The sequence below is a fragment of the Streptomyces sp. NPDC059455 genome (assembly GCF_042750115.1).
In the GTDB taxonomy this organism is placed as follows: domain Bacteria; phylum Actinomycetota; class Actinomycetes; order Streptomycetales; family Streptomycetaceae; genus Streptomyces; species Streptomyces endocoffeicus.
In genome coordinates this window covers 8,325-29,256 of sequence record NZ_JBHYVB010000035.1, presented here as the reverse complement: position 1 = coordinate 29,256, position 20,932 = coordinate 8,325, and the positions used below count along the sequence as shown (strand labels likewise).

At 71.9% G+C, this 20,932-nt stretch carries 18 protein-coding genes; 8 read left to right on the top strand and 10 right to left on the bottom strand.

Translation table 11 applies throughout. From position 1 onward, the window contains the following. Positions 1-156: 156 nt before the first annotated feature. The 4 genes from ACFXB5_RS15345 to ACFXB5_RS15330 all read left to right on the top strand — a co-directional run bounded on the left by ACFXB5_RS15345 (position 157) and on the right by ACFXB5_RS15330 (position 5,619). Positions 157-813, top strand: coding sequence for a LysM peptidoglycan-binding domain-containing protein (locus tag ACFXB5_RS15345; RefSeq protein WP_385207431.1), 657 nt, complete (start codon positions 157-159; stop codon positions 811-813). Then, the gene (locus ACFXB5_RS15340; RefSeq protein WP_385207428.1) at positions 810-3,011 is read left to right on the top strand and encodes a hypothetical protein; all 2,202 of its coding nucleotides are present in this window, start codon (positions 810-812) and stop codon (positions 3,009-3,011) included. Before ACFXB5_RS15345 ends, ACFXB5_RS15340 begins: the two co-directional genes overlap by 4 nt. Positions 3,012-3,131: 120 nt before the next feature. Beyond that, entirely contained in the window at positions 3,132-4,667 is a 1,536-nt protein-coding gene (locus ACFXB5_RS15335; protein ID WP_385207426.1) for a DUF6519 domain-containing protein, read from the top strand. A 79-nt stretch (positions 4,668-4,746) separates the two neighbouring features. Continuing rightward, positions 4,747-5,619, top strand: coding sequence for a peptidoglycan-binding protein (locus tag ACFXB5_RS15330; protein WP_385207424.1), 873 nt, complete (start codon positions 4,747-4,749; stop codon positions 5,617-5,619). Between the two features lie 202 nt (positions 5,620-5,821). On the opposite strand, the gene ACFXB5_RS15325 is transcribed toward ACFXB5_RS15330, so the two are convergent. Together ACFXB5_RS15325 and ACFXB5_RS15320 are read right to left on the bottom strand one after the other, a co-directional pair. Next, positions 5,822-7,234, bottom strand: coding sequence for an ATP-binding protein (locus ACFXB5_RS15325; RefSeq protein ID WP_385207421.1), 1,413 nt, complete (start codon positions 7,232-7,234; stop codon positions 5,822-5,824). Further along, positions 7,234-7,938 carry a response regulator transcription factor gene (locus ACFXB5_RS15320; RefSeq protein WP_385207418.1) on the bottom strand — a complete coding sequence of 235 codons (705 nt, stop codon included), beginning with the start codon at positions 7,936-7,938 and terminating at the stop codon, positions 7,234-7,236. Before ACFXB5_RS15320 ends, ACFXB5_RS15325 begins: the two co-directional genes overlap by 1 nt. A 174-nt stretch (positions 7,939-8,112) precedes the next feature. Here ACFXB5_RS15320 and ACFXB5_RS15315 point away from each other — a divergent pair, with 174 nt between their 5' ends. After that, positions 8,113-9,375, top strand: a complete 1,263-nt coding sequence (locus tag ACFXB5_RS15315; protein WP_385207415.1) for a glycosyltransferase family 4 protein — start codon at positions 8,113-8,115, stop codon at positions 9,373-9,375. An 85-nt stretch (positions 9,376-9,460) separates the two neighbouring features. On the opposite strand, the gene ACFXB5_RS15310 is transcribed toward ACFXB5_RS15315, so the two are convergent. From ACFXB5_RS15310 to ACFXB5_RS15280, 7 genes are all read right to left on the bottom strand, one after another. Continuing rightward, positions 9,461-10,939 carry an SDR family NAD(P)-dependent oxidoreductase gene (locus tag ACFXB5_RS15310; protein ID WP_385207412.1) on the bottom strand — a complete coding sequence of 493 codons (1,479 nt, stop codon included), beginning with the start codon at positions 10,937-10,939 and terminating at the stop codon, positions 9,461-9,463. A gap of 91 nt (positions 10,940-11,030) precedes the next feature. After that, positions 11,031-12,137: a pyrroloquinoline quinone biosynthesis protein PqqE gene (pqqE, locus tag ACFXB5_RS15305; protein WP_385207409.1), complete on the bottom strand. Its 1,107-nt coding sequence runs from the start codon at positions 12,135-12,137 to the stop codon at positions 11,031-11,033. Beyond that, on the bottom strand, positions 12,134-12,418 hold the full coding sequence (gene pqqD, locus ACFXB5_RS15300) for a pyrroloquinoline quinone biosynthesis peptide chaperone PqqD (RefSeq protein WP_385207406.1): 285 nt from the start codon (positions 12,416-12,418) through the stop codon (positions 12,134-12,136). Before pqqD ends, pqqE begins: the two co-directional genes overlap by 4 nt. Continuing rightward, complete coding sequence (gene pqqC / locus ACFXB5_RS15295) at positions 12,415-13,170, bottom strand: pyrroloquinoline-quinone synthase PqqC (protein WP_385207404.1); 756 nt, start codon at positions 13,168-13,170, stop codon at positions 12,415-12,417. The genes pqqD and pqqC overlap by 4 nt, the downstream gene beginning before the upstream one ends. Next, complete coding sequence (gene pqqB / locus ACFXB5_RS15290) at positions 13,167-14,162, bottom strand: pyrroloquinoline quinone biosynthesis protein PqqB (RefSeq protein WP_385207401.1); 996 nt, start codon at positions 14,160-14,162, stop codon at positions 13,167-13,169. The genes pqqC and pqqB overlap by 4 nt, the downstream gene beginning before the upstream one ends. Positions 14,163-14,219: 57 nt before the next feature. Beyond that, positions 14,220-14,363, bottom strand: a complete 144-nt coding sequence (gene pqqA / locus ACFXB5_RS15285) for a pyrroloquinoline quinone precursor peptide PqqA (RefSeq protein WP_044567954.1) — start codon at positions 14,361-14,363, stop codon at positions 14,220-14,222. Positions 14,364-14,424: 61 nt separating this feature from the next. Beyond that, complete coding sequence (locus ACFXB5_RS15280; RefSeq protein WP_385207398.1) at positions 14,425-16,260, bottom strand: discoidin domain-containing protein; 1,836 nt, start codon at positions 16,258-16,260, stop codon at positions 14,425-14,427. A 315-nt stretch (positions 16,261-16,575) separates the two neighbouring features. Here ACFXB5_RS15280 and ACFXB5_RS15275 point away from each other — a divergent pair, with 315 nt between their 5' ends. The 3 genes from ACFXB5_RS15275 (at position 16,576) to ACFXB5_RS15265 (ending at position 19,777) form a co-directional block, all read left to right on the top strand. Next, positions 16,576-17,805: a glycoside hydrolase family 27 protein gene (locus ACFXB5_RS15275; RefSeq protein WP_385207395.1), complete on the top strand. Its 1,230-nt coding sequence runs from the start codon at positions 16,576-16,578 to the stop codon at positions 17,803-17,805. 71 nt (positions 17,806-17,876) lie between these two features. After that, on the top strand, positions 17,877-18,683 hold the full coding sequence (locus ACFXB5_RS15270; protein WP_385207392.1) for a hypothetical protein: 807 nt from the start codon (positions 17,877-17,879) through the stop codon (positions 18,681-18,683). 11 nt (positions 18,684-18,694) lie between these two features. After that, positions 18,695-19,777 carry a PQQ-dependent sugar dehydrogenase gene (locus ACFXB5_RS15265; RefSeq protein WP_385207389.1) on the top strand — a complete coding sequence of 361 codons (1,083 nt, stop codon included), beginning with the start codon at positions 18,695-18,697 and terminating at the stop codon, positions 19,775-19,777. A gap of 54 nt (positions 19,778-19,831) precedes the next feature. Here the strand turns inward: ACFXB5_RS15265 and ACFXB5_RS15260 are convergent. Next, positions 19,832-20,932, bottom strand: a 1,101-nt coding sequence (locus tag ACFXB5_RS15260) for a glycoside hydrolase family 105 protein (RefSeq protein ID WP_385207386.1), incomplete at its 5' end; no start/stop codon positions are given.

Below are 20,932 nucleotides of genomic sequence, written 5' to 3'. Positions count from 1 at the left end.
GGCGGGGGCGTGCCGCGGCGCACCAACCCGCGCGCGTTCACCGCGCTCGACGGGGTGGTGACCCCCCTGCACTAGGCGGACTTCGCCCGGTCCCGCGGGGGAATCGGCCGGGCCGCCGCCCGCGAACTAGTCGACGGGCGGCGCAGGGTGCTCCAGGTGACGGTGGCCGGGGTGGACGACGCGCCCATCGGCGCTGACGCGGAGGTGCTGCGCGCCCTGCGCACCTCGCTGGCCGCCTACGGGGACACCCGGCTGCCGGTCCGGGTGGATGTGCGGGAGCTGGTGCTGCTGGTGCTGGTGGCACGGGTGAAGGTGGCGCCGGACCACTCCTGGGAGCTGGTCGAACCCCGGCTGCGCCAGGCCCTGCTGGGCGAACTGGGCTATCCAGGGCGCGAGTTGGGGCAACCGGCCGCGCTCTCCGAGGTCCTGGCCACCGCGCAGTCGGTGCCCGGTGTGGACTACGTGGACGTGGACGCCTTCACCGGCGTCCCGGCCTCCAGCACCCCGCGCGAACTGGCCGGCCTGGCCGCCCGGCTCACCGAGCCCAGCGCCGTGGTCCCCGCCCGGTCCGCCGAGTACGCCGAGGACACCTACCGGATCACCGCCACGGGCGGCGAGACGCTCACCGACATCGCCGGACGCCACGGCATCCCGCTCGCCGAACTGCTGCGCCTCAACCCCGACATCACCGACACCCGCCGGCTCGCCAAGGGGCGTTCGGTGTCCGTCTTCCGCGGCATCCGCCCGGCGCGGCTCGCGATGTTCTCACCCGATGTCCCGGACACGCTGATCCTCACGGAGGTCACCTCATGAGCAGGGAGCCGGACGGGCTCGCCGAGCTGCTTCCGCAGTGGCATCGCCTCAGGGACGCCGAGGCGGGCGAGCCCCTGCGCGCCCTGCTCGCCGTGCTCGCCGAGCAGGTCGATCGGGTACGCGACGGGGTGGAGCAGAGTTACGACGACTGGTTCGTGGAGACCGCCACCGCATGGGTGCTGCCGTACCTCGGCGATCTGGTGGGCTACCGCCCACTGCCCGGCTACGAGCGGGTGCTGGCCACCGGACTGCGCGACGGCGGACCGCCGGACGCGTCCCTGGCGCGGCTGGCCGAGGCGCTGGCGCCACGCCGGGACGTGGCCGCCACCGTGGCCTACCGGCGGCGCAAGGGCACGCTCGCGCTGCTGGAGGAGCTCTCCGCGTCGGTGGCCGGATGGCCCGCCCGCGCCGTCGAACTCTCCCGGCTCACCGCGCACCAGCAGCCGGTGAAGCTCTACGGCGGGACGGGCGGCGCGGCGGCGGACCTGCGCAGGTTCTCCCGGGGCCGGCTCGCCGATCTGCGGGACGGGGCCGCGCTGGATCTGGCGGGCGGGCCGTTCGGGACGGTGGCGCGCTCGGTGGACGTACGGCGCGCGGGCTCCCGCCGCGGACAGGGCGGCCACTCCCCGGCCGGGGTCGGGCTGTTCGTGTGGCGGCTGAAGCCGTACCAGGTGACCAGGGCGCCCGCGTACTGCATCGACCGGGCCCGCAACCTCTACACCTTCTCCATCCTCGGCAATGACACCCCGCTGGTGACCCGCCCCGAACCCGAACCGTCCGCCGCGCGCCCCCTACCTTCGGCGGGGGGACCCCCGGCCGCTGCCGACAACGTGCCCGCGTACATCCGCCGCCGTCAGCTCGCGGACCACCTTCTCGACACTTACGGTCCGGGCAAGAGCTTCACCATCTGGCGGGACGGGCACGACGAGCCCGTGCCGCCGTCGGACATCGTGGTGGCCGATCTGACGGACTGGCGCTACCGCGCCAAGCGCGGCCAGGTGGTCATCGACCCCGAGCTCGGCCGGATCGCCTTCGGCTCGCGCACCGCGCCCCGCCACGGCGTCTGGGTCACCTACCACTACGCGTACCCCGACGACATGGGCGGCGGGGAGTACGACCGGGACGACCGCGAGACCTCCCCGGCCGCGGAGGTCTACCGGGTCGGGCCGGGGTGTGCGTACCAGCGGATCATGGACGCGTACCGGCAGTGGCAGCACGACCGGCGGGGCGGGCGATGCGGCCCCGAGGGCATCATCGAGATCACCCACAGCGGCGCCTACCAGGAGCAGCTGGACTTCGACCTGGACCCGGGCGACCGGCTCGAACTGCGCGCCGCCGAGGGCACCCGGCCGGTGATCCGGTTGCTGGACTGGTACAGCAACCGCCCCGACGCGCTCAACATCCGGGCGCGGGAGGAGCACGGGAACACCGGTGGCGAGGCGCCGCGCATCGTGCTGGACGGGCTGCTGATCGCGGGGCGCGGCCTCAACGTCACCGGGCCGGTCGGCGCCGTGGTGCTGCGCCACTGCACCCTCGTCCCCGGCTGGTCCCTGGAGCCGGAGTGCGAGCCGCGCTCGCCCGACGAGCCCAGCCTGGTCCTGGAGCGCACCACCGCATGCGTCCAGATCGAGCGCAGCGTCCTCGGCACCATCGAGGTGATCGGCGAGGAGGTGCACACCGATCCGCTCGCCCTCCACATCCGGGACTCCATCCTGGACGCCACCGGACACGACCGCCCGGCGCTGTCCGCCCCGGACTGCCGCCACGCCCACGCCGTACTGCACGCCCACCGCACCACCGTCATCGGCGAAGTGCACACCCACGCCGTGCGGATCGGCGAGAACAGCCTCTTCACCGGGCGGATACACGTGGCCCGACGCGGTGTCGGATGTCTGCGGTTCAGCTATGTGCCGCCGGGCTCGCGCACCCCGCGCCGCCACCGCTGCCAGCCGGATCTGGTGGGGGCCGAGGAGGCGTGGCGGGTGCGGCCGCTGTTCAGCGGCGAGCGCTACGGCACACCGGTGTACGGGCAGTTGGCGGCCGGATGCGCGGCGGAGATCCGCCGGGGCGCCGAGGACGGCGCCGAGATGGGCGCCTTCCACGACCTGTACCAGCCGCAGCGCGAGGACAGCCTGCGGGCGCGGCTCGCGGAGTACGCGCCGGCGGGCACGGACGCGGGAGTCATCGCCGTGACGTGAGCCGATGTGACACCAACACCGACACCGACACCGATGCCGACGCCGGTGCCCCAGCCCGTCCGCCCGTCCGCCCGAGCCGCGCCCGCCAGACTTCCGAACCTTCCGAGGGGGACCCCTTCCATGCACGCCGATCTCTCCCGACTCACCTTCCGGCCCGACCGGCGCTACTCCGCCGTCGTCGCCCAGCAGGGCCGCGTACAGCTCGACGCCGACGCCAACGAGCAGACCGCGATCCAGCTCCACCAGGCCCGTACGCTCGCCGCCGACCTGATCGGGCAGCACGGCGGCCCGTCCGGGGACGCCGGATTCCATATCCGGTTCAAGGGCGGCAGCCGCGATCTGGACGACCTGATCATCGAGGGCGGCCGCTACTACGTGGACGGCATCCTGTGCGACGCGACCCGGCCGCTGCCCGGTGTGTCCGTCGAGGACGAGGCGGCGGACCAGGCCTCCGGCACGGAGGACGAGGCCGATACGCCCGAGCCCGACGAGCCGCCCGCCACCTGGACCTACTGGGACCAGCCGGACGCCTACCGGGACCCGGAGCGGCCGGGCGACCGGCTGCCGGAGCAGCGCCCGTTCCTGGTCGCCCTGAAGGTGTGGGAGCGGTCGGTGACCGCCGCCGAGGACCCGGCGCTGCGCGAGGTGGCCCTCGGCTCGGCGATGCCGGACACGGCGGCGCGGGTCAAGGTGGTCTGGCAGGTGCTGCCGGTGGAGAGCGCGGCCCTGGAGCTGGAGAACCCGGGAGGGGCGAGCAAGGAGCAGGTCGGCAAGGCGTTCGAGGCATGGGCGCGGAAGGCAACGGCGCCCGGGTCCCGGCTGGCGGCGCGCGCCGAGCGGCCGGAACACGCGGACCAGGACCCCTGCCTGGTCCGCCCGGACGCCCGCTACCGGGGGCCGGAGAACCAGCTGTACCGAGTGGAGGTCCACGAGGGTGGTACGGCGAAGGAGGCCACCTTCAAATGGTCCCGGGAGAACGGCTCGGTGGTCTTCCCGGTCGATGAACTCGACGGCACCTGGGTCGAGTTGGCCTCGCTGGGCAGCGACGACAAGCTGGATCTGGGCGTCGGGGACCTGGTGGAGTTCGTGGACACCGCGTACACCAGCCGGGGCGAACCGCTGCCGCTGCTGCGAGTGGAGGAGGTCGACCTGCCGGGGCGGCGGGTGCGGCTGTCCGGTGAGCCCGAGCCGGGTGTCGGCCGCCGCCCCGAGCTGCGGCCGTTCCTGCGCCGCTGGGACCACCGGGAGACCACCCGGCGCCCCCGCAAGGGCGCGGCGGCGCGGCTGAGGCGCGGCGCGCTCAAGGTCGAGGAGGGCCGCTGGCTGCCCCTGGAGGACGGAGTCGAGGTGTACTTCGCCCCCGACGGCGCCTACCGCTCCGGGGACCACTGGCTGATCCCGGCCCGCACCGCGACGGGCAGCGTGGAGTGGCCGGTGAACGCGGCCCGCAAACCGCTCCTCCGGGCCCCGGACGGGATCCAGGCGCACTACGCGCCCCTGGCGTGGGTGACCGCCGAGCAGGCCGAGCTGGATCTGCGGATGGTGTTCGGGCCGCTGGCCGTGCCCGCCCCGGCCGCGGACGCGTCGGCGCTCGCGGCGGAGGCCGAAGCGGCGGCCGAGACCAGGGCCAGGGAGGACACAGAACCGGAAGCGTAGGCCCGGTCCGGAGCCGATTGAGTTCCGTGCCCGTGGCATCCGTACATCACCATGCCGCATCCCTAAGGAGCACATCACCATGGCCACGCCGCTCACCGCCGACCGTCTGCTCAAGGCGCTTCGCGACGAGGGACTGGAAGTCCATGAGTACCGCGACTGGCGGACTCACAACCGCAACAGCAAGGGCCCCTGGGGGCCGGTCAACGGTGTGATGATCCATCACACCGTCACCAAGGGCACCGACTCCTCCGTGGAGCTGTGCTACGAGGGACACGCCTCGCTGCCGGGGCCGCTGTGCCACGGCGTCATCGACAAGTCCGGCGCGGTTCACCTGGTCGGCAACGGCCGCGCCAACCACGCGGGCCTGGGCGACAGCGACGTGCTCAGAGCCGTCGTCAACGAATCCGCGCTGCCCCCCGACAACGAGGCCGACACCGACGGCAACCGCCACTTCTACGGCTTCGAGTGCGTCAACCTCGGCGACGGCGAGGACCCCTGGCCGGAGGCGCAGAAGCTGGCGATCGAGAAGGTGTCCGCGGCCATCTGCCGCGCCCACGGCTGGACCCAGCGCTCGGTGATCGGCCATCTGGAGTGGCAGCCGGGCAAGGTCGACCCGCGTGGCTTCACGATGGACAGCATGCGCAGCCGCGTCGCCAAGCGGCTCGGCGCCAAGCCGGACGGCCCGGCGTCCAAGCCACCGGCGTCCTACGAGCCGTTCCCGGGCGCCGACTTCTTCCGGAACGGCCGCGAAAGCAAGATCATCACAGCGATGGGCAAGCGGCTGGTGGCCGAGGGCTGCGGACGCTACGAGGAGGGCCCGAGCCCGGAGTGGACCGAGGCGGACCGCAAGTCCTACGCGGCCTGGCAGCGCAAGCTGGGCTACTCCGGCGATGACGCGGACGGCACCCCCGGCAAGACCAGCTGGGACAAGCTGCGCGTGCCGAACGTCTAGCCGTCACACCAGTTCCGCTCCCCTACCCGCCCCTTCCCTCAACTGGGGCTCCGGCCCAGACCCCGGGGTCCGGGGGCGAAGCCCCTGCCACGCGGCGGAGCCGCATATCGATGCCGCGGGAAGGGGCGGGGAGGGGAAAGACCCGCCGGACACCCCGTAGCGGCAGCGGCGCGCAGGACGGCCGGGGCTTCGTGGCATGGGGTCACGGCGCCTCGGTGTCGTCGCCGACCGTGAAGCCCAGGATCGAGCCGCCACCCGGGCGCGGCCGGGCGAAGACGGTGCCGCCGTGTGCGAGGGCGACCTCGCGCACGATGGCCAGGCCCAGCCCCGAACCGGGCAGGCTGCGGGCGCCGGGCGCGCGGTAGAAGCGGTCGAAGACCCGCTCGCGGTCCTCCTCGGCGATACCCGGGCCCCGGTCGAGGACCTCCACCCGGCGGCCGCTGATCATCACCTCGACGGGCTCGGTGCCGCCCTGGTCGAACTTGGCCGCGTTCTCCACCAGATTGGAGACCGCGCGCTGCAGGGTGGCCGGGTGGCCCGTCAGCCGGGTGTCGCCCTCCGCCTGTACGGTGATCTCCCGGCCGGTCCGGCGCCGGGCGAGGGTCACGGCGGTGGTGGCCACTTCCTCCAGCGAGACCTCGGTACGGGGTTCGTCGTCCCGCTGCCCGGCCGCCAGGTCCACCAGTTCGTTGACCAGATCGGTCAGCTCCCGGGTCTCCCCCGCCAGATCGGCCAGCAGATCCTCCCGCGCGGGCCCCGGCAGCTCCTCGAAGCGGCGCAGCAGGGAGATGTTGGTGCGCAGCGAGGTGAGCGGGGTGCGCAGCTCGTGCCCGGCGTCCTGGACCAGCCGCCGCTGGTCGTCCTTGGAGCTCGCGAGCTGTCCGAGCATGCCGTCGAAGGCCCGCCCGAGGCGGCCCACCTCGTCGTCCCCGGCGACCGGCACCGCCACCTCCATCCGGCCGGTGGCGGCCACGCCCTCGGCGACCCGGGTCAGCCGCACCAGCCGCCGGGTGATCCGCCCGGCCAGCCACCAGCCGGCCAGCCCGGCGGCCAGGATGACGGCGATCACGAACAGCGCGGTGCGCTTCTGGAGCTCGCGCAGCAGATCCTCGGTGTCGCTGATCTGCTGGGCCACCTGGATCGCGCCGGTGCCGTCGCCCACGGCCACCGTGGCCATCCGGTACTGCTCCCCGCCGATGCCGATCTCGCGCCGTACGACGGTGCCCGGGGTGCCGGAGGCGGCGGTCGTCCGGTCCGCGGCGACCACCGGCAGCGGGGGCTTGCCCGCGTCGTAGACCGTGCCCCGGCCGTTGATCACCTGGACGTCCATCCGGCTGATCCGGCGCAGATCGTCCCGCAGGTCGTACGGGACGGGCACGACGGACTCCGAGGGGTACTGCCGCAGGATCACCTTCTCGCCGCGGACCTGACCGCGCAGATCGCGGATGATGCCGTCGAACGCCGACTGCTGGTCCACCCGCACCAGCCCGGCCGCCGCGTCATAGCTGAGCCCGCCGACCAGGAGGGTGACCACGGTGGCCGCCGCCGAGAACGACAGCGCGAAGGTGGTCCGCAGACTGGGCCGGCCACGGCGGAGCGGGGGGAGCCGCACCATCACTCCTCCCGCAGGCTGTATCCGACCCCGCGCACCGTGTGGATCAGCGGGGCGCGCCCCTCCGGATCGACCTTGCGGCGCAGATAGCCGATGTAGACGGCGAGGTTCTTCGAGCCGGGGCCGAAGTCGTAGCCCCAGATGCGGGCGTAGATGGTGGTGTGGTCCAGGACGATGCCCGCGTTGCGGGCCAGCAGTTCCAGCAGGTCGAATTCGGTGCGGGTCAGTTCCAGCTCCGTACCGCCGCGCCAGACCCGCCGGGCCGAGGAGTCCAGGCGCAGATCGGCGACCTGCAGCACCCCGTCGATGGCGGTGTCCTCCGGCGCGGCCGGTTCGGCGGGGGCGGCGCGGCGCAGCAGCGCGCGCAGCCGGGCGAAGACCTCCTCGATCTCGAAGGGCTTGGCCACATAGTCGTCCGCGCCGGCGTCCAGCCCCTCGATCCGGTCGGCGGTCTCGACCCGCGCGGTGAGCATGAGGATGGGGGTGCGGTCCCCCTCGGCGCGCAGCACCCGGCACACCTGGAGCCCGTCCACGCCCGGCATCATCACGTCCAGCACGACCACGTCCGGGCGCTCGCGGTGGATGGCCGCCAGCGCCTCTATCCCGTCGGGTACGGCGGTGACGCGGTACCCCTCCAGGGTCAGGGCGCGTTCCAGGGCCTGGCGGATGGCACGGTCGTCCTCGGCGAGCAGCACGGTGTTGGTCACACCCCGAGTCTGCCAAGGCCACAGCGTGCCCGCGGCGGGCGGGGGTCCTGAGCGGGGCTTCTTACCCCGCTCTCACCTTCTTCACGCGGTGGGCTTACCGGGCCTCGACAAGGTGTCGACCAGCTTCCGGGGGAAACCCGCCCCGGGGACGCACCCGGCCGGAGAAAATACCGCATGAAGATCGCATTCCTGCTGCACAACGCCTACGGGATCGGCGGAACGATCCGGACGACGATGAACCTCGCGACGGCGCTCGCCGACCGCCATGAGGTCGAGATCGTCTCGGTGATGCGGCACCGCGAGACGCCGCGTTTCGCCCTCGACCCGCGGGTGCGGCTGATCCCCCTGGTGGACACGCGTCCGGAGAGAGCGGACGCGAAGGACCCGCTGTTCTTCGAGGCCAGCCGGGACTTTCCGGCCGCCGAGAAGCGGATCAAGCAGTACAACCGGCTGATGGACAAGCGGGCCGCGGAGTATCTGCGCGGCTGCGACGCCGATGTGATCGTCGGCACCCGGCCGGGGGTGAACGTCTACATCTCCCGCTTCGCCCCGCGTCGCGCCCTGCGCATCGCCCAGGAGCACCTGCGGTACGAGGCGCACAGCAAGAAGCTGCGGGCGGAGCTGGCCCCGTTCTACCGGACGCTGGACGCCGTCGTCACCACGACGGAGGCGGACGCCGCGGTCTACCGCAAGAAGATGCCGATGCCGGGGGTGCGGACCCTGGCGATACCCAACAGCGTCCCCGAGCCCGACGTCGCCCCCTCCGAGGGCACCGAGCCGGTGATCGCGGCGGCCGGGCGGCTGGTCCGCGGCAAGCGCTTCGACCTGCTGATCGACGCCTTCGCGGAGATCTCGGCGAAGTTCCCGGCCTGGCGGCTGCGGATCTACGGCGGGGGCGCGGAGAAGGAGCGGCTCGCGGAGCACATCGAGCGGCTGGGCCTGTCCGGGAGCGCGGAGCTGATGGGGTCCCGCTCCCCCATCGAGGCGGAGTTCGCCAAGGCGTCGCTGGTCGCGGTCGCCTCGGATGCCGAGTCGTTCGGGATGACGATCGTGGAGGCCATGCGCTGCGGGGTGCCGGTGGTGAGCACCGACTGCCCGCTGGGCCCCGCCGAGATCATCAAGGACGGGGTCACCGGACGGCTCGTCCCCACCGGGGACAAGCACGCGCTGGCGAGCGCCCTGATGGAGCTGATGGGCGACGCCCCGGCCCGGCGGGCGATGGGCGCGGCCGCCCTGGAGAGCTCCCGGATCTATGACCCGGAGCCGATCGCCCGGCGCTACGACCAGCTCTTCGAGGAGCTGCGCGCGAGCCGGTCCGCCCGCCTCTGGGAGCGCTACCGGACCGCCGCCCGCGCCCGTCTGCGGCGGCTGGCTCGCCGCCTCGGCCTCTCCCCCGGCCGCCGCACCCCGGCGGCGGGCCACAAGGCGAGCGCGTGACCCCAGGCCGGACCGCGGCGAGCGGGGCGCGGTTGCGCGCGCCCCGCCGTCCGGCGGTGCCCCTCCGTCCGGCGGTGCCGCGCCGTTACCAGGACGTCGGGGCGTAGTCCTTCAGGAAGCAGCCGAAGAGGTCCTCGCCGTGCTCGCCCCGGACGATCGGGTCGTAGACCCGCGCCGCGCCGTCCACCAGGTCGAGGGGGGCGTGGAAGCCCTCGGCCGCCAGCCGCATCTTGTCCGGGTGCGGGCGCTCGTCGGTGATCCATCCGGTGTCGACGCTCGTCATCAGGATGGCGTCGGACTCGAACATCTCGCGTGCGCTGGTGCGGGTCAGCATGTTCAGCGAGGCCTTGGCCATATTGGTGTGCGGATGGCCCGCGCCCTTGTAGCCCCGGCCGAACTTGCCCTCCATCGCGGAGACGTTGACCACGTACTTGCGCCGGGCGGGCGAGGCGGCCATCGCCGGGCGCAGCCGGCTCACCAGGATGAACGGCGCCGTCTCATTGCACAGCTGGACCTCGAGCATCTCGACCGGGTCCACCTCGCCGACCCGCTGCACCCAGGTGTTGCTCGGGTCCAGGTCCGGCACCAGCCCGCCCGCGTCGATCGCGGTCCCGGCCTCGATCCGGGCCGGTGAGGCGGAGCCGCTGGTGAGGGCGAGGGCGGTGAGGTCCTGCGGGGTGAGGGCGCCGTCCCGGTGCGCGCGGGGCGCCGGCAGGGACGCCTGGGCGCCGCTGCCGAAGGCGCCGAGGACCACGGACTCGGGGAGCTCCCCGGCGGGGAGCGGCGCCGACTCGCCCGCTATCAGCTCCGCGTACGCCTGCGGGGTGCGGCGGACGGTCTGGGCGGCGTTGTTGATCAGTATGTCCAGCGGGCCCGCGGCGCTCACCGCGTCGGCCAGCGCGATGACCTGGGCGGGGTCGCGCAGATCGATGCCGACGACCTTGAGCCGGTGCAGCCACTCCCCGCTGTCCGGCATGGCCTTGAAGCGGCGGACGGCGTCGACCGGGAAGCGGGTGGTGATGGTGGTGTGCGCGCCGTCGCGCAGCAGCCGCAGCGCGATATACATGCCGATCTTCGCCCGGCCGCCGGTGAGCAGGGCACGGCGTCCGGTGAGATCGGTGCGGGCGTCGCGGCGGGCCCGGTTCTCCGCGGCGCAGTCGCGGCACAGCTGGTGGTAGAAGGCGTCGACCTCGACAAACCGGGTCTTGCAGACGTAGCAGGAGCGGGCGCGCTTCAGGATGCCCGCGATCTCCGTGGTGACGGAGCTGGTGAGCGCGCGGCCCAGCGTCTCGTCGTCGATCCGGTCGGCGGCGCCGGTGGCGGTGGCCTCGGTCACGGCCTTGTCGTTCGCGGTCTTCGCGGCCCGCCGCTCCTGGCGCCTGCGCTGCTTCACGCTGCGGTAGATCCCGGAGGTGGCCCGGCGGACCATGATCGCGTCGGGGTGGTCGACCGGCAGCCGGTCGAGCTCCGCGAGGACGCTCAGACAGGTCGCCAGCCGCTCCGGGTCGATGCCCGGCTCCTCGGCCGGGGCACGCTCGGCCCGGCCTTCGTCAATCACCGTCATCGCCGCTGCCGCTTTCTTGGTTCGCCTGTTCCCCTGGACAACGGCGAAACTTTACGGAAGCGGGGGCGTATGCGCCAAACCGCGCCCGGCCTCACCCCCCGGGCTTGCGGTACGCATAGCCGCCGGTCGGCGCCGGGGGGCCCGCTCCGGCCGGATGCCCGGTGTCCGTTGTCAGGGCCCGGATCACACCGTGGTCCGGGGAGAGCGCACAGGCCGGGTCGGTGCGGGCGGCGTCGCCGGTCAGGGCGTACGCCTGGCAGCGGCAGCCGCCGAAGTCCTCCGCGCGGCGGGAGCAGGTACGGCACGGCTCGCGCATCCACTCCTCGCCCCGGTAGCGGTTGAAGGCGCCCGAGTGGTCCCAGATCCACTCCAGGGGGTGGTCGCGGACGTTGGGCGGGTCCAGGTCCGGCAGGCTCGCCGCGGCGGGGCAGGGCAGCACGGTGCCGTCGGGCGCGACGGTCAGCGAGACCGCGCCCCACCCGCCCATGCAGGGCTTGGCGACCCCGTCGAAGTAGTCGGGCACGACCCACACCAGGTCGGTGGCGCCGCCCAGCCGGTCCCGCCACCGCTGGACCGTCTCCCGCGCCCGGGCGAGCTGGTCGCGGGTGGGCAGCAGGGCGTCGCGGTTGCGCAGCGCCCAGCCGTAGAACTGGGTGTTGGCCAGCTCGATCCGGTCGGCGCCCCAGTCCAGGCCGCGTCGGATGATGGCGTCGAGGGCATCGAGGTTGTCGCGGTGCAGGACGACATTGATCCCGAGCGGCAGTCCGGCCGCGCGCACCAGCACGGCGGCCCGTTCCTTGGCGGCGTACGAGCGGTGTCCGGCGATCCGGTCGGAGGCGGCCGGGTCGGCGTGTTGCAGGGACAGCTGGACGCTGCGCAGCCCGGCGGCGGTCAGCGTGGCCAGCCGTGCGCCGTCCAGGCCCACTCCGCTGGTGACGAGCTGGGTGTAGATCCCGGCGGACTCGGCGGCGGTGACGATCTCGGCCAGATCGCCGCGCAACAGCGGTTCCCCGCCGGAGAGATGGGTGTGGACCACGCCCAGCTCCCCGGCCTGGCGCAGCACCTCCGCCCACTCGGCGGTGGACAGCTCACGGGAGCGGCGGACCAGCTCCAGCGGATTGGAGCAGTAGGGGCAGTGCAGCGGGCAGCCGTGGGTGAGCTCGGCGAGCAGGGCCCAGGGGCGGGGCGCGGCGGTCATCGGACCCAGCCTTGGGTACGCATCCGGTCGAGGAAGGCGGGCACGTCCTCGGCGACGGGCGCGCCGGGGAAGCGGCTCTGAAGTTCCGCCACGATGGCGCCGAGGTCGCGGTCGCCGTCGCACAGCCGCAGGATCTTCGCGGCGCTGCCGCGCAGCACCACCACCCGCTCGGGCAGCACCAGCAGATCGGCGTCCCGCACCCGGTCGTGGCGCAGGCTCACGGCGGGGGACAGCGCGGGCCGCCATCCGGCCGGGGCGGGTCGGGTGCCGGGGCCGGTCATGTGCCCTCCCCCGGGCCGTCCTTGATGTCGGACCCCGGGCCGTCCTTGATGTCGGTCCCCGGGCCGTCCTTGGTGTCGGCGTGGTCGACCGCGTCCAGCAGCGACCACAGCACATCGCATTTGAAGGCGAGCGCCGCCACCGCGCGGTCCTCGTCCTCGGGGGTCCGCGCCCAGGTCAGGACCAGGTCGAGCGCCTCGGTGCTGTCCCGGCGCCCCTGGTCGACCCGGTTGCGGAAGTAGGCCAGGCCCGCGCGCTCGATCCAGGGGTAATACCGCTCGAAGGCGTCGATCCGGGTGATCATGATGCCGGGCGCGGACAGCTCGGTGAGCGAGGCGGCGACGGCTTCCAGCGGGTCGCGCAGCCGGCAGAAGTTGACATAGCCGTCGACCGCGAGCCGCACCCCGGGCACCACCTCATCACCCGACAGCAGCCGGTCCCGGTCCAGACCGGCGGCCTCGCCCAGCCGCAGCCACCGCTCGATGCCGCCCTCGCCCTCGGTGGCGCCGTCGTGGTCCTGGATGCGCCGCAGCCACATCCGGCGCAGCCGTGAGGTGTCGAGCTTGGCGGTGATCAGCGCGTCCTTGACGGGGATGTGGCGCTGGTAGTGGAAGCGGTTGAGGATCCAGCGGCGCAGTTCGGCGGGGGTGAGCTCGCCCGCGTGCATCCGTACGTTGAAGGGGTGGCGGTCGTGGTAGCGCTCCTGCGCGACCGCGCGCAACCGCTCCTCGAGCCGTGTCCGTGGGGTGCTCACAGGTCGATCACCATCCCGTCGGCGGCCACCTCGACGCCCAGCCTCGCCAAGCCCGAGTGCTGGGGCGCGGTCGGGTCGTTGAGGGGGTTGGTGTTGTTGAGGTGGGTATACAGGGTGCGCGCTTCGAGTGCGGCGAGCCGGTGCGCCGTGCCGTCCGGTCCGTCGATCGGCAGATGGCCCATGGCGGTGGCGGTACGCGAGCCGAAGCCGCTGGTGAGGGGCTCGTCATCGGACCAGAAGGTGCCGTCGACGAGCACGCAGTCGGCTTCTTCGGCGGCGCGCTGGAAGGCGTCGGGCCAGGCGGCGAGGGCGGGGGCGTAGAGGAGGGAGCGGCCGGTGGCACGGTCGGTCAGCCGCAGGGCGACCACCCAGGCGTCGTCGTCCGGGGCGTCGAGTCCGGCCGCGTAGCGGGGGCGTTTGGCGGAGACGGGGACGGCGGAGACGGCGACGGGCGAGCCTTCGGCGAGCGGCCGGTCCCCGGGGCCGAGGGGGCGCCAGTCCAGCCGGGCGTAGGGGGTGAGGACCTCGCCCAGGTGGAGTCCGGTGAGCAGGGCGTGCCGCACCGGGGCGGTGGCCACGATCTCGATGGCGTCCGCCTCGCGCAACCGGGCGATGCCGAGGGTGTGGTCGAGTTCGGAGTCGGTGAGGATCACCCCGGCCAGCGGGGTCCGGCGCGGTTCGGGCCCGGGGTGCAGTTCGGGGCAGTCCTCGACCTGGTCGCCGAGGTCGGGGGTGGCGTTGACCAGATACCAGCGGCCTTCGTCGGCCTGGACGGCGAGCGAGGCATGGCGGCGGCGCCACCCCGGGTGGGGGGGGGGGGGGGGGGCGGGCGCGCGGGGCCCGCGGCCGCGCGGGGGGGCGGGCCCCCCCCCCCCCCCCCCGCCCCCCCCCCCCCGGGCGTGGCGCCCGCGGCGCGGCGGCGGGGCGCGGGGGGGGCCCCCCCCCGGGGGGGGGCGGGCCCCCGGGCCTCCGGGCGCCCCCGCCAGTTCCACTGGGGTACGCCGCCACCCGCCGCGGTGCCGAGCACGCGCACGCGCATGGCGGGGAGCTCAGCGGGCGTTCAGCGAGTAGGCGGTGACCTCGAGCGCGGTCTCCACGACCACGTAGTCGGGTGTCTGCCACGCGGTCTCGCCGGCCTCCGTACGGGTGCGGTCCGCCGCCTCGGGTGCCGTGCGCGGTGTGGTGTCGTTCATGGCTTCGACCTGCCTTCCATCTGGGTGGGGGATGAATCAACGGGACGGGGCGGACGGGCCGTCAGCGGGCGGTCCGGATCCGCGGTGCCCCGCCGTCGGTGGTGGTGCGGCCGCTCCCTGGGTAGGCGGATCCGATGCGCACCTCGTCCAGCAGCAGCTTGCGATAGTGCTTGGTGTCGGTGGCCGCGGCCCAGGTGCTGTTCACCGTGAGCCGGACGTAGCGCTTGGTCGTGGCGGGGATGTCGATGAACCGCACTCCGCGGGCGCTGGGCAGCGTTCCGGAGGCCACCGGGCTGCCCCAGTCGCGTCCGTTGTCGGAGACGTGCACCTGGTAGTCGCGGATGCGGGCGGACTGCTCGGTGTCGGAGCGGGCGTAGGAGACCGACCACTCCCGCTGGTTGACGGCCAGATAGCGGATGCTCTTGGCGGACCGCAGATCGAGGGTGATCGAGGCGGGCAGGGTGGTGGTGTTGTCCCAGTACGTCTGCGGATCGCCGTCGAGCACGGCGGAGGCGGGGTGGCCACTGGCGGAGACACTGGCGCTCGCGGTGATGGAACCGGGCGGGACGATGCCCTGGCGGCCGTCGGTGCGGATGGCGAGGACGGTGTCGTACGGATCCCAGTCGGTGATGCCGGAGATGGTGATTCGGCCGTCGCTCTGGCGGAAGTCGAGCTTCTTCCCGGTGCGGTAGTCGGTGACGCCGGTCGCCTGGTAGCCGTTGTCCCGCAACGTCAGCGTGGAGCCCGAGGGCCGGGTGAGGACGTGGACGAAGTGGCGGTCGGGGTCGGCCGTGCTCACCGTGGTCACCCCGTGGGCGCCGTCGTTCCAAGCGCCGGGCTGGAGCCCGCCGTAGGAGTAGCCACCGCCCTCGGTGCCGCCCAGCGATCCCCAGATCTTGTCGAGATAGGTCTTGGCGTAGTTGTTGAACGCCTCCTGTTTGCCGGGGAACCGCCCGTTCACCTGGGCGGTCTCGGCCATGAGGGATTTGACGGAGGATCCGGAGTCGCTGATCAGCCGGCCGAGGGTGAGTCCCTGGTCCACCGCCGAGTCGGTGCCGCTGTACCACCAGGCCCCGCTGCTGGGCAGCTTGAAGCAGGCCTCGGTGAGCCGGGGCTGCGGGGTCCAGATGGCCTGGGGGTAGTCGTAGGCCGGGGTCATCCCGGTCTTCTGCTCATTGCTGACCGTGTCCATGATCGGCGTGTCTTCGTTGTTGTTGCTCAGCAGCCAGCCGGGGCGGTCGGCGCGGATCTTCTCGTAGAGCCCGTGGTCGATCCAGTAGTCGTTGTCGTTGTCGATCCAGAACCCGGACAGCTCGGGGTACTTCCGCATCACTTCCACGAAGTTGTCGTAGGAGTACTCGCCGAAGCCGTCGCGTGTCGTCAGGTCGACGTCATGGCCCTTGTACGACGAGTAGGCCGCCGAGTCGAGCCATTCGTGGCCGCCCTCGGCATGCCACTGCGGATCGTCGGTCATGTAGAGCATGACCTTCAGCCCCTGGGCGCTCGCCGCGTCGATCAGCTCGCCGAGGAAGTCCCGCTTGGTGGAGCAGCTTCCGGGGATGGCGGACGGCCAGGCCCGCGCATAGCCCAGACGGCTGTGGAAGGAGGCGAGCACCAGATAGGAGGCGTGCAGTTTCTTGGCCTCGGCCACCCAGTAGTCGGCGTCCCAGCCACCGTCGGTGACCGCCTTCTCCCAGGCGGAGCAGCTGGTGTAGCCGGGCGAGGTGCGCATGCCCCAGTGCAGGAAGAGTCCCGCCTGGGACTGGCGCAGCCACTGCTGCCGGGGGTTGGTGACCTCGGCCCGCGCCGGGGTGGGACCGGTGAGGGCGAGGGTGATGACGGCTGACAGCACGGCGGCCAGCCAGGCGCCGAGGCGGCGGCGCGATCTGCGACCCATGGGGGGGCTCCTTCTCCGAGCTGTGAATGCCGAGGGAGGGATGGAGCGTGGTGATGTTCCGTTCTGTTGCAGGGTTACCAGCGGTCGGGGTGCGGTCAAGAAGCGTGCATCAAAAAAGTCCTCCGATCTCTTTCGATGGCCACGCCACGCATAATCGAATCAGCGGGAGCCAACCAAGCAGAACCCACAGGTAATTGGCTCATTCTCATCGCTGAACCCCCATCAGACCCCACCCTTGGTCCACACCAATCCTTGACTCATCACGCCATACCTCCTACCTTCCGCGATGCATTGTCACACCCAAAGGAGATGATCATGCAGAGATCGGCACGGTCGCGCAGACTCCGCTCCTGTCTCGCAACCGCCATCGCGGTCACCACGGTCGCCGCCGGAGCCCTCACCGTCGACCTCACCACGGCCGCGCCACGGGCCGCGGCACTCGACAACGGCGTGGCCCGTACGCCCCCGATGGGCTTCAACAACTGGAACGCCACGCACTGCGACGCCTCCTTCAACGAGTCCATGGTCAAGGGCATCGCCGACGCGTTCATCAGGCTCGGCCTCAAGGACGCCGGCTACACGTACGTCAACATCGACGACTGCTGGGCCGAGCCCACCCGGGACTCGGACGGCGATCTGGTGCCCAACCGCACCCGCTTCCCGAACGGCATCAAGGCCGTAGCGGACTATGTGCACGCCAAGGGGCTGAAGTTCGGGATCTACACCAGCGCCGGCACCAAGACCTGTAACGCGGGGGGCGGCTTCCCGGGCGGACTGAACCACGAGAAGCAGGACGCCAAGCTGTTCGCCTCCTGGGGTGTGGACTACCTCAAGTACGACAACTGCAACAACCAGGGCGTCGACGCCCAGCAGCGCTACAAGGCCATGCGCGACGCGCTCGCCGCCACCGGTCGGCCGATCGTCTACTCGCTGTGCGAATGGGGTCAGACCAACCCCAAAGTGTGGACCTGGGGCGAGCCGGTCGGCAACTCCTGGCGGACCACCGGCGACATCAGCGACAAGTGGTCCAGCATGATCGACAAGCTGCACATCAACGACGACCTGGCGCAGTACGCGGGCCCCGGCCACTGGAACGACCCCGACATGCTGGAGGTCGGCAACGGCGGGATGACCACCACCGAGTACCGCACCCACTTCAGCCTGTGGGCGATGATGGCGGCGCCGCTGCTGATCGGCAGCGACATCCGCGACGCCTCCGCCACCACCCAGTCCATCCTGAAGAACACCGACATCATCGCGCTCGACCAGGACACCCTGGGCAAGCAGGCCACCATCGTTTCCTCCAGCGACGGAAAGACCGTGTACGCCAAGCAGCTGGCGAACGGTGACCGCGCCGTGGCGCTGCTCAACGAGAACTCGTCCAGCAAGACGATCTCGACGACGGCGAGCGCGATCGGTCTCGGCGGCTCCTCCTCGTACCGCCTGAAGGACCTGTGGTCGAAGGCCACCTCCACCACGAGCGGCTCGATCAGCGCCTCGGTGCCCGCACACGGCACGGTCGTCTTCCGCGTCACGCGCGGCTGAACTGTTGACGCGTTAGGAACCTTTCCTTACTGTCCCTCGATGTGAACAAGGATCAGACAGGAGAATCCTTGATGGAGCGCCCACCGCTCTTACCGCGCACCGCCCTGACCCTCGTGGCCACGGCCGCGCTGATCGCCCCGGCGGCGGTCGCCTACGGCGCCGAGCGGTCCCCGCAGGCGCCGGCCGCGTCCTGGAGCCTCAAGTGGAACCCCGCGTCGGGGGCGAGCGTCGCCTCCGCGTTCGAGGGCGCCGAGGACGACCGCGCCGACTCCCATCCCGGCGTCACCCACATCTACCGCTACCAGGACGGTTTCCGCACCGACATCCACTACCCCAAGGACGTCGACACCAGCACCGACCGCCAGCGCCAAGAGGTCAGGGGCATGAAGCAGGACGGATCCGCCGTCAAGATCCTCAAGAACGAGACCTGGCGGATCCAGTACCAGATGTATGTGCCGGACACCCTCGACGCGACCACCGGCTTCACCCACATCATGCAGATCAAGGTGGGGGACGTGGCCGCCCCGCTGTTCACCATGTCGCTGCACCAGCACAGCGACGGCCCGAAGGTCGAGATACGGACGTCGGACGACGACGACAACCTCACCGAGGCCGGCGCTGCGAACATGGCGCCGATCCAGGGCAAGTGGAGCGATGTGTCGGTCGAGGTCAAGGCGGCCGACTCGGGTGCGTACGCCGACTGGTCGGTGACCACCGACGGCAGAGAAGTCGCCTCGTACAAGCGCACCGGCCTGGACCTGTGGCGCGGCAAGAACTATCTGCGGCCCAAGTGGGGCATCTACCGGAGCCTGAACAGCAGCGGCCTCCAGACCACGTATCTGCTCACCCGAAACTTCAAGGCGTACAAGCTCCAGTAGGAGGGCGCTCGATGAAGAGTCACCGGAACACCCTCGTGGCCGCGGCCGCGACCACCGCACTCGCGGCCGGGCTGCTGCTCACCCAGACGGGCGCGGGCAACGCGGCACCGGCGCGGGCCGACTCCGCCCCGTCGGACATCAAGACCGTCTCGTCCGGCTGGTCGATCCCCTGGGGGCTCAGCTGGCTGCCCGACGGCTCGGCGCTGATCACCGAGCGCGATTCCTTCAAGCTGTACAAGCTCACCCAGTCGGGCACCAGGACGCAGGTGGGCACGGTGCCCAATGTGGTGACCACCGGCGGTGAGGGCGGGCTGATGGGCCTCGCGGTCTCCCCGAACTGGAGCAGCGACCACGCCATCTACCTGATGCACACCGCGTCCGACGGCAACCGCATCGCGCGGATGACCTACGACGGCTCCTCGCTCAGCGGCTACAAGGCGATCGTCACCGGCATCAAGAAGAACAAGTACCACAACGGCGGACGCCTCAAGTTCGGCCCGGACGGCTATCTCTACGCCACCACCGGCGAGGCGCAGACCCCCGATCTCGCGCAGGACAAGAACTCCCTCAACGGGAAGATCCTGCGGATGACCACGGACGGCAAGCCCGCCCCGGGCAATCCGTTCGGCACCCTCGTCTACTCCTACGGCCACCGCAATCCGCAGGGCATCACCTGGGACCCGCAGGGCCGGCTGTGGGAGGCCGAGCTCGGCAACAGCAAGTACGACGAGCTCAACCTGATCGAAGCGGGCAAGAACTACGGCTGGCCGGTCTGCGAGGGCGAGTGCTCCACCTCGGGGATGACCAGCCCCAAGCGCCAGTGGTCGGTCGGCGACGCCTCGCCCAGCGGGGTCACCTACGCCGACGGCGCGATGTACATGGCGGCGCTGCGCGGTGAGCGGCTGTGGCGGATCCCGGTGGACGGGACGAGCGCGGGCACCCCGAAGGCGTACTACACCAGCTCCTACGGGCGGCTGCGCACCGTGGAGACCGTGCCGGGCAAGAACACGCTGTGGCTGTCCACGACGAACGCGGACAACAACGGCGGGGAGCCGGACGGCGCGGACAAGGTCTTCGAGGTGGGACTGAAGTAGCGGCCGCCGTGCGTACGGTCGCGCTCCCCCGGGGGGCGCGACCGTACGCGTGTGTCAGTGCGCGAGCCGCTCGTTCATCAGCAGGAAGGCGCCCAGACCGTGGAGGTCGTTCGTATTGCGCTTGCGGCCGAGGTAGTAGGCCAGATCCCCGACGTTGGTGCCCTCGCTGATGTCGGTGATGTTCGTCAGCCCGTCGGAGCCGACCGACACCTTCTTCAGCACGCCCTGGTACCCCCGGCGCACCGCCGAGGTGTAGGCGCCACCGGAGATCCAGCCGTGCTTCAGCGCCGCGTGCAGCATCAGGGTGTACATGCTGGAGGCGGAGGTCTCGGTCCAGTTGCCGGGGTCGCTCGCCTTGTCGACGACCTGGAACCAGCGGCCGGTGGCCGGGTCCTGGTAGCGCGCGAAGCCCTTCGCCAAGTGCCTTACGTTGTCCAGCAGTTCGGCGCGGCGCGGATGTTTCGCGGGCAGCAGTTCCAGCACCTCGACATGGGTCATCGCGGTCCAGCCGATGGCCCGTGCCCAGAAGTGGGCGGAGGTGCCGGTGGTGGGGTCGGGCTTCCAGGGGGCGTCGCCGTCGGCGTCATAGGCGTGGTAGATCAGCCCGTTGGACGCCTTGAGGTGGCGGAAGTACGCCGAGAGGTTTCTGGTGACCTCCTCGTACGCGAACGTCTCGTCGCCGTAGGCGATGCCGTAGCGCAGCAGGAACGGCTGGGCCATGAAGACGCCGTCGCCCCACAGCTCGTTGGTCTTGCCGGTGGCGTGCCACATCCCGCCGTCCGTGGTGCGCGGATAGGTGGTGATGCGGGCCCGGATCTGGTCGGCGGCGGTCCGGTAGCGCGGATCGCCGGTCTCCTGGTGGAGGATCAGCAGCAGATTGCCGGACTGCATCGCGTCCAGGTTGTCGAAGCTCCGGCTCATATGGCCGTCGGCGTCGACGAAGTTGTCCACCCACCCCTTGATGTACGCCAGGTACGAGGGCTCCTTGATCCGCTGGTAGACGCGGTAGGCGCCCAGCAGGAAGAGCCCTTGGGTGTAGCCCCAGCCGCCGAGGGTCGTGGGGTCCGGTTTGCGGGCGATGGTGGAGTCCACCACCGCCCGCGACCACTCGGGGGGGGGCGCCGCGGCGCCCCGCGCGGGGGGGGGTAGGCCGCC

Bases quoted from the DNA above. Each gene is read 5' to 3' on its own strand.
- ACFXB5_RS15340 (WP_385207428.1), top strand. From the start codon at position 810: ATGAGCAGGGAGCCGGACGGGCTCGCCGAGCTGCTTCCGCAGTGGCAT.
- ACFXB5_RS15335 (WP_385207426.1), top strand. From the start codon at position 3,132: ATGCACGCCGATCTCTCCCGACTCACCTTCCGGCCCGACCGGCGCTAC.
- ACFXB5_RS15330 (WP_385207424.1), top strand. From the start codon at position 4,747: ATGGCCACGCCGCTCACCGCCGACCGTCTGCTCAAGGCGCTTCGCGAC.
- ACFXB5_RS15325 (WP_385207421.1), bottom strand. From the start codon at position 7,234: ATGGTGCGGCTCCCCCCGCTCCGCCGTGGCCGGCCCAGTCTGCGGACC.
- ACFXB5_RS15315 (WP_385207415.1), top strand. From the start codon at position 8,113: ATGAAGATCGCATTCCTGCTGCACAACGCCTACGGGATCGGCGGAACG.
- ACFXB5_RS15310 (WP_385207412.1), bottom strand. From the start codon at position 10,939: ATGACGGTGATTGACGAAGGCCGGGCCGAGCGTGCCCCGGCCGAGGAG.
- pqqE (WP_385207409.1), bottom strand. From the start codon at position 12,137: ATGACCGCCGCGCCCCGCCCCTGGGCCCTGCTCGCCGAGCTCACCCAC.
- pqqD (WP_385207406.1), bottom strand. From the start codon at position 12,418: ATGACCGGCCCCGGCACCCGACCCGCCCCGGCCGGATGGCGGCCCGCG.
- pqqA (WP_044567954.1), bottom strand. From the start codon at position 14,363: ATGAACGACACCACACCGCGCACGGCACCCGAGGCGGCGGACCGCACC.
- ACFXB5_RS15280 (WP_385207398.1), bottom strand. From the start codon at position 16,260: ATGGGTCGCAGATCGCGCCGCCGCCTCGGCGCCTGGCTGGCCGCCGTG.
- ACFXB5_RS15275 (WP_385207395.1), top strand. From the start codon at position 16,576: ATGCAGAGATCGGCACGGTCGCGCAGACTCCGCTCCTGTCTCGCAACC.
- ACFXB5_RS15270 (WP_385207392.1), top strand. From the start codon at position 17,877: ATGGAGCGCCCACCGCTCTTACCGCGCACCGCCCTGACCCTCGTGGCC.
- ACFXB5_RS15265 (WP_385207389.1), top strand. From the start codon at position 18,695: ATGAAGAGTCACCGGAACACCCTCGTGGCCGCGGCCGCGACCACCGCA.